Origin of the sequence: Streptomyces incarnatus, assembly GCF_001027185.1 — a bacterium.
Taxonomy (GTDB): Bacteria; Actinomycetota; Actinomycetes; order Streptomycetales; family Streptomycetaceae; genus Streptomyces; species Streptomyces puniciscabiei.
In genome coordinates this window covers 3,870,254-3,882,813 of sequence record NZ_CP011497.1, presented here as the reverse complement: position 1 = coordinate 3,882,813, position 12,560 = coordinate 3,870,254, and the positions used below count along the sequence as shown (strand labels likewise).

Genomic DNA, 12,560 nt, shown 5'->3' with positions numbered 1-12,560 from the left:
CGCAACGGACCCGGAGCCGCCGACGATGAGGCATTCCCGAGCTGGGCGGCGCTAAAAGCCCCTGGTCCGCTTGGCGGCCCGCCGCTTCCCCGCGGACCCGACCCTCAGGAACAGCCGGAAGACCTCCGACCCGAGATTCACCCCGATCGCGATGGCCATCGCCAATGACGCCGCGTTGGCCAGCGAGACCAGCCCCTTGTCCACCTCGTTCTGGGCCATGTTCAGCAGCCCGAAATACGTGGCGGAGCCCGGCAGCAGCGGCCCGATCGCCGCCGTCGTATAGGGCAGCGCCGACGCGAACCGGTACCGCGACAGCAGCTGCCCGAACAGACCGACCAGCCCCGCCGCCACGGCGGTCGACGCCACCGGCGAGATGTCGGCGACGTAGTGCATCGCGCCGTACACCGTCCACGCCACGCCACCGTTGAGGGTCACCCACAGCACGGTCGACCGCTCCTGCTGGAGCAGCACCGCGAAGGTCAGCGACAGCAGCATGGAGGCCGCGATCTGGATCAGCGGCCGTTCGTTGATGACGAGCGCCGCGTCCGGGTTGAGCTTGCCGCCGACCTTCACCCCGAAGTACAGGACGACCAGCACGCCCGCGACGATGCCCACGAAGAAGTACAGGACCTCCAGCAGGCGGGCCGACGCGGTGATGTAGAAGCCGGTCAGACCGTCCTGCACGCCCGCCACCAGCGCCCGTCCGGGCAGCAGCGCGAACAGTCCACCGGTGACGACGGCGGACGCCTTCACGTCGACGTGCGCCAGCGCGAACGCCACGCCGATCGCCGCGGGCGGCATCGCGGCGACCGTGAACTGGTAGAACTCCGGCAGCCCGCGCCCGGCGCACAGCCAGGCCAGCCGGTCGCCGAGCATCGCGCCGAGGGCCGCCGCGACGAACACGATGAGATCACCGCCGACCAGCATCGAGGCCGCACCCGCCAGCAGCCCGCTGGCCAGGGTCAGCGCCCAGCCGGGGTAGGGGTGGCGGTTGCGGCGGATCTCGGCCAGCCGCCGGTAGGCCTCCTCCAGGGAGACATGCGTCTCCGGGTCGGTCAGGTCGTCCACCAGCCGGAACACGGCCGCGAGCCGCGTGTAGTCGGTGCCCCGCCGCCGTACCGTCCGCGAGGCCGTCACGGGGTCGTCCACCAGCGACGGCTGGTGCGAGATCGACAGCAGGGTGAAGGTGACGTTCGGCTCGCAGCGGTCCAGGCCGTAGGAGCGGCACACCGCGAACATCGCGGCCTCCACGTCCTCCGCGCCCTCGCCGCCGGCCAGCAGCAGCTCGCCGATACGCAGGGTCAGGTCGAGCACGCGCGGGACGGCCGGGCCCTCCTCCTCCACCCGCTGCACCGGCTCGGGCGCGGGCCGCTCGGCCACCGGCATGCGCAGCATCGTGCGCATCCGGTCCTGCCAGGGAGCGTCCTTGACCAGGCTGACCAGCGGAACCCCGGCGGCCGGGGTGAACGCCGTGGGGCCGTCCTTGGCGCCGTAGGTCTTCGGCGGGCTGAACGCCGACCCCTCCGGCTCGGCACCGGGCGGCTGCGGCGTCCGAAGGCCCTCCGGCAGGGCGAACTCCGAGGTGCTCTCCGGCTCACCGCCACCCTCGGGGACCTCGATGCCCTCCGGGATGGCGAACTCGGACGTGATCTCCGGGTCGTACCGCGCCTCGTCCGACCGGGGCTTGCGGTCCTCCGCCTCCGTCACCTCGCACCGCTCCCTGAACGACACCTTCCGTACGGCTCAGTATGCGCATGGACGGGCAGCGGACGTACAAACGGGCCGCACACGCACGCGTGCGGCCCGTTCAGCGGGACAGGACTGCTCAGTGGCCGCCCTGCTCCTTGAAGCGCTTGTACGACCGCTCGATCTCCGCCTCGGCGTCGGTGCGGCCCACCCAGTTGGCGCCCTCGACCGACTTGCCGGGCTCGAGGTCCTTGTACACCTCGAAGAAGTGCTGGATCTCCAGGCGGTCGAACTCCGACACGTGGTGGATGTCGCGCAGGTGCTCCACCCGCGGGTCGGTGGCCGGAACGCACAGCAGCTTGTCGTCGCCGCCCGCCTCGTCCGTCATGCGGAACATGCCGATCGCGCGGCACTTGATCAGGCAGCCCGGGAAGGTCGGCTCGTCCAGGATGACCAGCGCGTCCAGCGGGTCGCCGTCCTCGCCGAGGGTGTTCTCGACGAAGCCGTAGTCGGTCGGGTAGGCGGTCGAGGTGAAGAGACGACGGTCCAGGCGGATCCGACCCGTCTCGTGATCCACCTCGTACTTGTTGCGCGAACCCTTCGGGATCTCGATCGTGACGTCGAACTCCACCGGTGGCTCCTCCATGATCAGCACATAGTTCTGGTGATTAAGTGTCCCTCACGCAGGTGTGTGATCGCGAAAGGGGCTGGTGGTCGTGCCAGAGCTGAGGCCGTGGCGGGCCGCGAGACCGCGGGTGGAGCGGATCGCGAACGCCGTACGACCGCGTCTGGCGCGGGCCGGGGCGGCCGCGAGGCCGCGGATCACGCGGTGGACGCGGGCCCTGGCGCCGCATCCGCCGCGGTCACGGGCCCTCAGGACCTGGCAGTACACCGCGGGCGCCGCCACCGCCGGCCTGGCACTGGCCGCCGGTGTGGTGACCGCGGCCGGCCCCTGGGACGCCAACGGTCAGCGTACGGCCGAGCGGGACCGGGCCGCCGCCCTGGAGCGGACAGGTGGCGCAGATCACGGCCGGTCCGGGACGACGGCCACACCCCGGCCCGCGCCGAGCGCCGCACCCGTCCTGGTGGGCCTGGACGGCACGACGAGCGCCGTCGGCATCAAGGAGGCCCCACGGGACGGAAAAGCCCTCTCCGACGTCCTGAAGCCCCTCCTGGGCGCCTCCGCGCTCGGCGGCACCCGCGCGGCCGCCGTCGTCGACGTGGCCACCGGCAAGCGGCTGTACGGCACGGACGCCGACGAGGCCCTCACCCCCGCCTCCACCACCAAGATCGCCACCGCCGTCGCCGCCCTGTCCGCCCTGGGCCCCGACCACCGCTTCACCACCCGCGCCGCCCTCGAACCCGACACCGGTGAACTCGTCCTGGTCGGCGGCGGCGACCCCACCCTCACCGCCCGCAAGAACAGCGACGGCTGGGCGAGCCTGCGCACCCTGGCGGCGGACACCGCGAAGGCCCTGGCCAAGCGCGGCGTCCACAAGGTCACGCTCTCCTACGACACGACCCTGTACTCCGGCCCCGCCCTGCACCCCATCGGCGTCAACGACAACCTCGCCCCGGTCAGCGCCCTGATCGCCGACGAGGGCCGCACCGACGGCTCCAGCAGCGGACCGGCGCCCCGCGTGAGCGACCCAGCGAAGGACGCGGCGGCCAGGTTCGCGGGCTTCCTGAAGGACGCCGGCATCACCACCACACCCCCCGGCCCCTCCAAGGCCAGCACGCGCGCGCAGACCCTCGCCACGGTCTCCTCGCCCCCGCTGGCCGACGTGGTCGAGCGCATGCTGACCAACAGCGACAACGACATCGCCGAGGCCCTGGCCCGCCAGACGGCCCTCACCAGCGGCCAACCCGGCAGCTTCGACGGCGGCGCCGAGGCGGTCTCCGCCCGGCTGACCAAGCTGGGCCTGCCGATGACCGGCGCCTCCTTCCACGACGGCAGCGGCCTCGACCGCGACGACCGGCTCACCGCCGACCTCCTCACCGCCCTCCTGGTCACCGCCGGCGACCCCGGCCGCCCCGGGCTGCGCCCCGTCCTCACCGGCCTGCCCGTGGCCGGCTTCACCGGCACCCTGGCCGACCGCTACACCGACACCGCGGCCGGCGTCGTACGCGCCAAGACCGGCACCCTGACCGGCGTGAACACCCTTGCCGGCACGGTCGTCGACGCCGACGGCCGCCTCCTGGCCTTCGCCTTCATGGCCTCCGGCACGACGGACGCCCAGGCGGCCGAGTCGGCCCTGGACCGGACGGCCACGGCACTGGCGGGATGCGGCTGCAGATGACACCCGCCGGCGGCCGCAGGTGACTCCCGCCGCCCGCCGCGGGTTCCGGCCGCCATCGCCCGGTGGACAGCACGGGGCGGACAGCACCACGTGTCACGGCAACACCCCCGGCCCTGCCCGCCCCACACGGCCTGCCCCCAGTGGGAACGTTCCCGTACGGTTGACGACATGACTGGCTTCGGTGGCACCACATCTCCCGGGATGGTCGACTGGAACCTCGCGGTGGCGACCGCGACACGGCTCGTACGACCGGGCCCCGACGTCAGCCGCGACGAGGCCCGCGCCGTCGTCGCGGAGCTGCGCCGGCACGCCAAGGCCTCGGAGGAACACGTCCGGGGCTTCACTCGTATGGGCACCGACGAGGTCCACGACACCCCCGTCCTGGTGGTCGACCGCCCCGGCTGGGTCCGCGCCAACGTCGCCGGATTCCGCGAGATCCTCCGGCCCCTGCTGGAGAAGATGCAGGAACGGCGCGCCGGCAGCCCCACCGGCGCGGTCCTCGGCACCGTCGGCGGCAAGGTCACCGGCGTCGAACTCGGCATGCTGCTGTCGTTCCTGTCCTCCCGTGTCCTCGGCCAGTACGAGACCTTCGCGCCCGCCACCCGCGACCTCCCGGCCGGCGGCCCCCCTGATGCACCGAGTGGCGGCCGGCTCCTCCTCGTCGCACCGAACATCGTCCACGTCGAACGCGAACTCGACGTCGACCCGCACGACTTCCGCCTGTGGGTGTGCCTGCACGAGGAGACCCACCGCACCCAGTTCACGGCCGTGCCCTGGCTGCGCGACCACCTGGAGGGCGAAATCCAGTCGTTCTTGGCCGAGACCGACGTCGATCCGATGACCTTCCTGGAGCGCATCAGGGACGCCGCCCAGTCCCTCGCCGGAGGCCGCCCCGAGGGCGAGGAGGAGGACGGCGGCCGCTCCTTCGTGGAGCTGGTGCAGACCCCCGCCCAGCGCGAGATCCTCGCCCGCCTCACCGCCGTGATGTCCCTGCTGGAGGGCCACGCCGACTACGTCATGGACGGCGTCGGCCCCAGCGTCGTACCCACCGTGGCGGAGATCCGGGAGAAGTTCCAGCAGCGCCGCGCCAAGGGCGCCTCCCGCCTCGACATCGCCCTGCGCAAGCTGCTGGGTCTGGATGCCAAACTGAGGCAGTACCGGGACGGCGAACGGTTCGTCCGGGCCGTCGTCGAGCAGGTCGGCACCGACGGCTTCAACCGGGTGTGGACCTCGCCCAACACCCTGCCCACCAAGGCGGAGATCGCCAAACCGGCGGACTGGGTCGCGCGGGTGCACCGCAAGGCCGAGTCGTGAACGGCATGGACACGTCGTGAAACGAATCCGGCCGACGGCAGGCGAACGCCCTCCCAATCACCCGTCCGAGGGACCGTGAGCCATGCGTAGGCGTGCAATGCTCGGGGAACCGCCCGCTTCTGTCACCATCTACACACTCTGAGTGACCGGCTCGGGCTCACCCCCGAAAACTTCATGAAGGGAACCGGACATGGGTCCCCATCCTGCGGTCGCGGCGATACGCCTGGCGGTCCGCCGCGTCCTCCACGACATCCTCAACGACCACCAGACCCCCGGCGGCCCGGGCCTGCACGCCCCCGGCGCGCCGGATCGGCGGGCCTTCGGCACGCACCCGGACCCCACGGCCGAGCGGCCCCCCTCCCCGCTCGTGCTCGTCGCATGCTCCGGCGGCGCCGACTCCATGGCCCTCGCCTCCGCCCTCGCCTTCGAAGCGCCCAAGCTCGGCGTCCGCGCCGGCGGCGTCACCATCGACCACGGCCTCCAGCCCGGCTCCGACCTCCGCGCCGACGAGGTCGTCCAGCGCCTGCGCGAACTCGGCCTCGACCCCGTCGAGTCCGTCGCCGTGACCGTAGGCCGCGACGGCGGGCCCGAAGCCGCCGCCCGCGACGCCCGCTACGCCGCCCTCGACACCGCCGCCGAACGCCACGGCGCCACCGCCGTCCTGCTCGGCCACACCCGCGACGACCAGGCCGAGACCGTCCTGCTCGGCCTCGCCCGCGGCTCCGGCATCCGCTCCCTGTCCGGGATGGCCGCGGTCTCGGGGGCCGGCGGCCGCTACCGGCGCCCCTTCCTGCAGCTCGACCGGCAGACCGCCCGCAAGGCCTGCATGGTCCAGTCCCTCCCGGTCTGGGACGATCCTCACAACGCCGACCCGGCCTACACCCGCTCCCGGCTCCGCCACGAAGGCCTGCCCGCCCTGGAGAAGGCCCTCGGCAAAGGGGTCGTGGAGGCGCTCGCCCGCACCGCCCAGCTCTCCCGCGACGACGCCGACGCCCTCGACGCGTGGGCCAGCCAGGCCGAGGCCTCCGTACGCGACGCCGCAGGTCAGCTGGAGTGCACCAAGCTCTACGCCCTCCCGTCCGCGGTACGCCGGCGCATCCTGCGCCGCGCCGCCATCGAGGCCGGGGCCCCGGCAGGTTCCCTCTTCGCACGCCACATCGAGGAAGTCGACCGCCTGATCACCGGCTGGCGCGGCCAGGGAGCCATCAACCTCCCGGGCAGGGTCGTCGCCCAGCGGCAGGGTGGCAGACTGGTGATTCGGCAAGGCTGAATCCTCGCCCCCACGAGGGGTGAGCGGCCGGTGGGACGACCGAAAGTGATGCGGGTGGACGCGAAAGACATGGGTGCCGACCTCCAGCAGGTGCTCATCACCAAGGAAGAGATCGACGCGAAGCTGGCCGAGCTGGCCGCGAAGATCGACGCGGAGTACGCGGGCAAGGACCTGCTCATCGTCGGCGTCCTGAAGGGCGCCGTGATGGTCATGGCGGACCTCGCCCGGGCGCTGTCCACCCCCGTCACCATGGACTGGATGGCCGTGTCCTCCTACGGCGCGGGCACCCAGTCCTCCGGTGTCGTGCGGATCCTCAAGGACCTCGACACCGACATCAAGGGCAAGCACGTCCTGATCGTCGAGGACATCATCGACTCCGGCCTGACCCTGTCGTGGCTGATCAACAACCTCGGCTCCCGCGAGCCCGCGTCCCTCAAGGTGTGCACCCTGCTGCGCAAGCCGGACGCCGCCAAGGTCGCCATCGACGTCGAGTGGGTCGGCTTCGACATCCCGAACGAGTTCGTCGTCGGCTACGGCCTCGACTACGCCGAGAAGTACCGCAACCTGCCGTTCGTCGGTACGCTCGCGCCCCACGTCTACGGCGGCTGAGCCGGCCGGGACGGTGTGAGCCACTCGGCTCAAGCCTTGTAGGACGATCGGGAACCCCGGCGGGTTCCGGGCCGTTGGAGCATGCAGAGACGGGCTCCCCGGCCCCCGAAGCGGACTTCGTGCGGCTTCGGACCACCACGCTGGGGTACCGTCAGAAGAACTGTCTTATCAAACTCACTATGGCAGGAGGGACGGGGCGGCACCGCTCCGTATGGATGGACGTGAAGCGATACTTCCGTGGGCCGGTCATGTGGATCGTGCTGGCCGTCCTTGCCGTGGTCGTGTTGATGCAGGTCGTCGGCTCGTCCGGCGGCTACAAGACGGTGGACACCGGCCAGGTCGTCGCGGCGATCAATGACAACAGGGTCCAGTCGGCCAAGCTCACCACCGGCGACGAGCAGACCATCAAGGTCACCCTCAAGGACGGCCAGAAGGTCGACGGCAGCTCCAAGATCCAGGCGAGCTACATCGGCGACCAGGGCGTGACCATCGCCGGCCAGCTGCAGACCAAGTACCAGGACAAGCAGATCCCGGACGGCTACACGGTCTCGCCGTCCAAGCAGAACCCGTTCGTCGGCGTCCTGCTCTCCCTGCTGCCGTTCGTCCTGATCGTGGTCGTCTTCCTGTTCCTGATGAACCAGATGCAGGGCGGCGGCTCCCGGGTGATGAACTTCGGGAAGTCCAAGGCCAAGCTCATCACCAAGGACACCCCGAAGACGACCTTCTCCGACGTCGCCGGCTGCGACGAGGCCGTCGAGGAACTCCACGAGATCAAGGAGTTCCTGCAGGAGCCGGCCAAGTTCCAGGCCGTCGGCGCCAAGATCCCCAAGGGTGTGCTGCTCTACGGCCGCCCGGGTACCGGTAAGACCCTGCTCGCGCGCGCCGTGGCCGGCGAGGCGGGCGTCCCCTTCTACTCGATCTCCGGCTCCGACTTCGTCGAGATGTTCGTCGGTGTCGGCGCCTCCCGAGTCCGTGACCTCTTCGAGCAGGCCAAGGCGAACGCCCCGGCGATCGTCTTCGTCGACGAGATCGACGCGGTCGGCCGCCACCGCGGCGCCGGCCTCGGCGGTGGTCACGACGAGCGCGAGCAGACCCTGAACCAGCTGCTCGTCGAGATGGACGGCTTCGACGTCAAGGGCGGCGTGATCCTCATCGCCGCCACCAACCGCCCCGACATCCTCGACCCCGCGCTGCTGCGCCCCGGCCGCTTCGACCGCCAGATCGCGGTCGACCCGCCGGACCTGCAGGGCCGCCTGGAGATCCTCAAGGTCCACCAGAAGGGCAAGCCGGTCGCGCCCGACGTCGACCTGGCCGCCGTCGCCCGCCGCACTCCCGGCATGACCGGCGCCGACCTGGCCAACGTCCTCAACGAGGCGGCCCTCCTGACCGCCCGAGGCGACCAGAAGCTGATCGACAACCGCGCGCTGGACGAGGCGATCGACCGCGTGGTCGCGGGCCCGCAGAAGCGGACCCGGATCATGTCGGACAAGGAGAAGAAGATCACCGCGTACCACGAGGGCGGTCACGCCCTGGTCGCGGCGGCATCGCCGAACTCCGACCCGGTCCACAAGATCACGATCCTGTCCCGCGGCCGCGCCCTCGGCTACACGATGGTCCTGCCCGACGAGGACAAGTACTCGACCACGCGCAACGAGATGCTCGACCAGCTCGCCTACATGCTGGGCGGACGCGCCGCCGAGGAACTGGTCTTCCACGACCCGACCACCGGCGCCGCGAACGACATCGAGAAGGCCACCAACCTGGCCCGCGCGATGGTCACGCAGTACGGCATGACCGAGCGGCTCGGCGCCATCAAGTTCGGCGGCGACAACAGCGAGCCCTTCCTCGGCCGTGAGATGGCTCACCAGCGCGACTACTCCGAAGAGGTCGCCGCGCTGGTCGACGAAGAGGTCAAGAAGCTCATCGAGACCGCGCACAACGAGGCCTGGGAGATCCTGGTCGAGAACCGCGACGTGCTCGACAACCTCGTTCTCCAGCTGCTGGAGAAGGAGACCCTCGGCAAGGAGGAGATCGCCGAGATCTTCGCCCCGGTCGTCAAGCGCCCGCCGCGGCCCGCCTGGACCGGCTCCTCCCGCCGCACCCCGTCCACCCGCCCGCCGGTGCTCTCCCCCAAGGAGCTGGCCCTGACCAACGGCGCGAACGGCGCGACGGCCGCCATCAGCACGGCCAAGTCCACCGCCGCGGAATCCGCCCCGGTGACGGACCAGACTCCGGAGGACCGCCCGGAGAACTGACCGGGTTTCGGCCAACCGGCCTGGAATGAACGCCGCGCCCACCAGGTTCTAGCCTGGGGGCGCGGCGTTCGTATGTCCGCAGCAGGCGCGTGGCCGCCGTCACGCGTTGGAAGTTCAGGAACGAGGAAGCACATGACCGACCCGGTGACGCTGGACGGCGAGGGCCCCATCGGCGAGTTCGACGAGAAGCGCGCCGAGAACGCCGTACGGGAACTGCTGATCGCGGTTGGCGAGGACCCGGACCGGGAGGGCCTGAGGGAGACGCCGGCGCGGGTGGCGCGGGCCTACAGGGAGATCTTCGCGGGGCTGTGGCAGAAGCCCGAGGATGTCCTGACGACGACGTTCGACCTGGGACACGACGAAATGGTCCTGGTGAAGGACATCGAGGTGTACTCGACCTGTGAGCATCACCTGGTGCCGTTCCGAGGCGTCGCCCACGTCGGCTACATCCCGTCCGTCACCGGAAAGATCACCGGTCTGTCCAAGCTGGCCCGCCTGGTCGACGTCTACGCCCGTCGGCCGCAGGTGCAGGAACGACTCACCACGCAGATCGCCGATTCCTTGATGGAGATCCTGGAGCCGCGGGGCGTCATCGTCGTCGTCGAGTGCGAGCACATGTGCATGTCCATGCGCGGCATCCGCAAGCCGGGCGCGAAGACCATAACGTCCGCCGTGCGCGGTCAGCTGCGGGACGCGGCGACGCGGAACGAGGCCATGAGCCTGATCATGGCGCACTGAACCGGTGCGTGGGGAGACCGGCGGTCATGCCGCCGGTTCCGCTCCCTGGGGGTTCTGGTCCTCGTCCTCCGGGAGTTTGCAGACCCGCTCCAGGAACAGGGCCGCCGCTATGACGCCGATGCCGGCCAGGACCGAGAAGCCGGCGTAGAAGGCCTGGTCGCGGCGGGCGGGGATGTCCAGCAGTTCCAGCAGGAAGACGCCCGTGCCGCCGTACATGCCGGCGACGAGCGCGGCGACCAGGGCGCTGGCCTGCCCGAAGACGACCGCGCGGGCGGCCATCAGGGGGTCGACGCCCTTCGCGCCGGGGCGGCGCTCGCGCTGGGCCTTGAAGCGGGCGCGCAGCGAGAGCGCCGTCGCGAGCAGGACCACCGCGATCAGGGCGAGCACGATGGGGGCGGCCAGGGGGACGCTGGGAAGGGTCCCGATCGAGTTCCAGAGGCGGGCGCCCGCCCAGGACAGGATCCCGGCCACGACGAACACGCCCGCCAGCACCCTGATGCGCAGCTCTCTCACGGTGTCCCTTCAGCTCCCCCGGACCGGTCCGGACGGCGGTCGTCTCGGCCTTGTCGTCGAGTCGTCTTGACCTTAACGACTACTCGGGCAGTCGGAGTTCCAGGTCCTCGCGGGGCTGGACGCCCGCACGGGTGACGGCCGACAGCAGTTCGGCCACCGCCCCGCGGCCGGGAAGCTGGGCCTGCGGGTCCACGTCGTGCCAGGGCGCGAGCACGAAGGCGCGCTCGTGGGCGCGCGGGTGGGGGAGGGTGAGCTGGGGGTCGTCGGAGGTGACGTCGGCGTAGGCGACGATGTCGACGTCCAGGGTGCGCGGGCCCCAGTGTTCGTCGCGGACGCGTTGGTACGCCTCCTCGATGGCGTGGGCCCGCTCCAGGAGGGAGGAGGGGGGCAGGGTGGTCTTGAGGGCCACGACCGCGTTGAAGTACGACGGCTGGCTGCCGGGCTCGACGCCCCAGGGCTCGGTCTCGTACACCGGGGAGACGGCCTTCACGCGGACGCCGGGGGTGTCCTCGAGCGCGTCGACGGCGCCCTGGAGGGTCTCCAGGCGGTTGCCGAGGTTGGAGCCGATGGAGATGACGGCCCATTTGGGGTTCTGCAGGGTCGTGTCGGCGGCGTCGACCTGCTCGACCACCGAGGCGGGCACCGGCTGGACGGTCGGGTCGCTGTGACCCTGGAGGAAAGGTCGGGTCATACTCGGCTCCGGGTGATGGTGACGGTCACGTCGTCGAAGGGGACGGTGATCGGTGCGTCGGGCTTGTGGACGCAGACCTCGACCTCCTGGACCCCTTCGTGCTTCAGGCAGGTCTGGGCGATCCGCTCGGCGAGCGTCTCGATGAGGTCCACCGGCTCGCCCTCGACCACGGCCACGACCTCCTCGGCCACGATGCCGTAGTGGACGGTCTTCGCCAGGTCGTCGTCCGCAGCCGCCGGCCGGGTGTCCAGCCCCAGGACGAGGTCCACGATGAAGGTCTGGCCCTCCTCGCGCTCCTTGGGGAACACACCGTGGTGCCCGCGGGCCTTGAGGCCGCGCAGCGCGACACGATCCACGCGAATCACTCCTGCAATCGTCGGGAAGGACCGGTCCGTACCACGTGCGGGCGGCACACCGGCCTCAGACGAATCTACCTGCGGGCACTGACAAAACCGGGCCGCGAGCTGCGGGCCCGGGCCGGGACCACGAGGGTTCATCCCGTGTTTCCCCAGGGAAACCCGGCGGTGTCATGGGCTGGTAGCGGCTTCTACCCCGGGGTAGGTGATTCCAACCACTTCTTCATTCCTCCTGCTCGCTTTCCTGTGGAGCGTCTACCCGGTCAGGCGAGGGGGCCGTCGTCCGGATTCGCCCCGTCGGCGCCGGGTTCGTCGTCGGCGCTCTCGGCCAGGACCGGGGAGGCGTGGTGTGACCAGAGTTTCCAGCCGGAGGGTGTGCGCCGGAACACGTTCGTGGCGACGACGAGCTGGCCGACCAGCGGTCCGAGTTCCGCGCCGTCCTCGGGGGCCGGGCCGCCGCTGAGGATGTTCTCGGTGCAGGTGACGAGGGCGGTGTCGCCGGTGACGGAGACGTGCACGTCGGTGAGGAAGAACTGGATGTAGTCGGTGTTGGCCATGATCAGGGCGTATGACCTGAGGACCTCGCCGCGGCCGGTGAGCACCGGCCAGCCGGGGTGCACGCAGGAGATCACGCCGGTGTCCGCCGGGTCGTGGTACTCCTCGTCCACGCCCAGGTCGGAGGGGGCGAGCCAGAGGGAGGACAGGTCCTCGAAGTCGCCGCGTTCCATCGCCTCGTAGAAGGCGGTGTTGGCGGCCTCCACCTGCTCGACGTCGGTATGAGGGGCGCTCACCGGGGTCCTTCCGCCCCGCGCTCATCCGGGGCGCTGG

12 protein-coding genes are annotated in these 12,560 nt (G+C 71.0%); 6 read left to right on the top strand and 6 right to left on the bottom strand.

The features are described 5' to 3' along the window. Window positions 1–51: 51 nt before the first annotated feature. Both ABB07_RS17375 and ABB07_RS17370 read right to left on the bottom strand, forming a co-directional pair. Window positions 52–1,707 carry a threonine/serine exporter family protein gene (locus tag ABB07_RS17375; protein WP_208899560.1) on the bottom strand — a complete coding sequence of 552 codons (1,656 nt, stop codon included), beginning with the start codon at window positions 1,705–1,707 and terminating at the stop codon, window positions 52–54. 118 nt (window positions 1,708–1,825) lie between these two features. Next, window positions 1,826–2,317 carry an inorganic diphosphatase gene (locus ABB07_RS17370; protein WP_031115900.1) on the bottom strand — a complete coding sequence of 164 codons (492 nt, stop codon included), beginning with the start codon at window positions 2,315–2,317 and terminating at the stop codon, window positions 1,826–1,828. 79 nt (window positions 2,318–2,396) lie between these two features. Here ABB07_RS17370 and dacB point away from each other — a divergent pair, with 79 nt between their 5' ends. From dacB to folE, 6 genes are all read left to right on the top strand, one after another. Beyond that, window positions 2,397–3,986, top strand: coding sequence for a D-alanyl-D-alanine carboxypeptidase/D-alanyl-D-alanine endopeptidase (gene dacB / locus ABB07_RS17365; RefSeq protein ID WP_244189399.1), 1,590 nt, complete (start codon window positions 2,397–2,399; stop codon window positions 3,984–3,986). Between the two features lie 168 nt (window positions 3,987–4,154). Continuing rightward, window positions 4,155–5,300, top strand: a complete 1,146-nt coding sequence (locus tag ABB07_RS17360; RefSeq protein WP_208899559.1) for a zinc-dependent metalloprotease — start codon at window positions 4,155–4,157, stop codon at window positions 5,298–5,300. 190 nt (window positions 5,301–5,490) lie between these two features. Continuing rightward, entirely contained in the window at window positions 5,491–6,570 is a 1,080-nt protein-coding gene (gene tilS, locus ABB07_RS17355; protein ID WP_208899558.1) for a tRNA lysidine(34) synthetase TilS, read from the top strand. 48 nt (window positions 6,571–6,618) lie between these two features. Next, on the top strand, window positions 6,619–7,179 hold the full coding sequence (gene hpt, locus ABB07_RS17350; RefSeq protein ID WP_031165039.1) for a hypoxanthine phosphoribosyltransferase: 561 nt from the start codon (window positions 6,619–6,621) through the stop codon (window positions 7,177–7,179). A gap of 215 nt (window positions 7,180–7,394) precedes the next feature. Continuing rightward, on the top strand, window positions 7,395–9,434 hold the full coding sequence (ftsH, locus tag ABB07_RS17345; protein ID WP_208899557.1) for an ATP-dependent zinc metalloprotease FtsH: 2,040 nt from the start codon (window positions 7,395–7,397) through the stop codon (window positions 9,432–9,434). A 132-nt stretch (window positions 9,435–9,566) separates the two neighbouring features. Further along, window positions 9,567–10,172, top strand: coding sequence for a GTP cyclohydrolase I FolE (gene folE / locus ABB07_RS17340; protein ID WP_208899556.1), 606 nt, complete (start codon window positions 9,567–9,569; stop codon window positions 10,170–10,172). Window positions 10,173–10,196: 24 nt separating this feature from the next. Here folE and ABB07_RS17335 read toward each other — a convergent pair whose 3' ends face one another. The 4 genes from ABB07_RS17335 to ABB07_RS17320 all read right to left on the bottom strand — a co-directional run bounded on the left by ABB07_RS17335 (window position 10,197) and on the right by ABB07_RS17320 (window position 12,523). Further along, on the bottom strand, window positions 10,197–10,685 hold the full coding sequence (locus ABB07_RS17335) for a DUF3180 domain-containing protein (protein ID WP_208899555.1): 489 nt from the start codon (window positions 10,683–10,685) through the stop codon (window positions 10,197–10,199). Between the two features lie 79 nt (window positions 10,686–10,764). Further along, window positions 10,765–11,376 carry a 2-amino-4-hydroxy-6-hydroxymethyldihydropteridine diphosphokinase gene (folK, locus tag ABB07_RS17330; protein ID WP_208899554.1) on the bottom strand — a complete coding sequence of 204 codons (612 nt, stop codon included), beginning with the start codon at window positions 11,374–11,376 and terminating at the stop codon, window positions 10,765–10,767. Then, window positions 11,373–11,732, bottom strand: coding sequence for a dihydroneopterin aldolase (gene folB, locus ABB07_RS17325; RefSeq protein ID WP_208899553.1), 360 nt, complete (start codon window positions 11,730–11,732; stop codon window positions 11,373–11,375). The genes folK and folB overlap by 4 nt, the downstream gene beginning before the upstream one ends. Window positions 11,733–11,995: 263 nt before the next feature. After that, window positions 11,996–12,523, bottom strand: a complete 528-nt coding sequence (locus tag ABB07_RS17320; RefSeq protein WP_208899552.1) for a nuclear transport factor 2 family protein — start codon at window positions 12,521–12,523, stop codon at window positions 11,996–11,998. Between the last annotated feature and the right edge of the window lie 37 nt (window positions 12,524–12,560).

Excerpts from the sequence above, each read along its gene's own strand:
- ftsH (WP_208899557.1), top strand. The coding sequence starts at position 7,395 with ATGGACGTGAAGCGATACTTCCGTGGGCCGGTCATGTGGATCGTGCTG.
- tilS (WP_208899558.1), top strand. The coding sequence starts at position 5,491 with ATGGGTCCCCATCCTGCGGTCGCGGCGATACGCCTGGCGGTCCGCCGC.
- folK (WP_208899554.1), bottom strand. The coding sequence starts at position 11,376 with ATGACCCGACCTTTCCTCCAGGGTCACAGCGACCCGACCGTCCAGCCG.
- folE (WP_208899556.1), top strand. The coding sequence starts at position 9,567 with ATGACCGACCCGGTGACGCTGGACGGCGAGGGCCCCATCGGCGAGTTC.
- ABB07_RS17360 (WP_208899559.1), top strand. The coding sequence starts at position 4,155 with ATGACTGGCTTCGGTGGCACCACATCTCCCGGGATGGTCGACTGGAAC.
- hpt (WP_031165039.1), top strand. The coding sequence starts at position 6,619 with ATGCGGGTGGACGCGAAAGACATGGGTGCCGACCTCCAGCAGGTGCTC.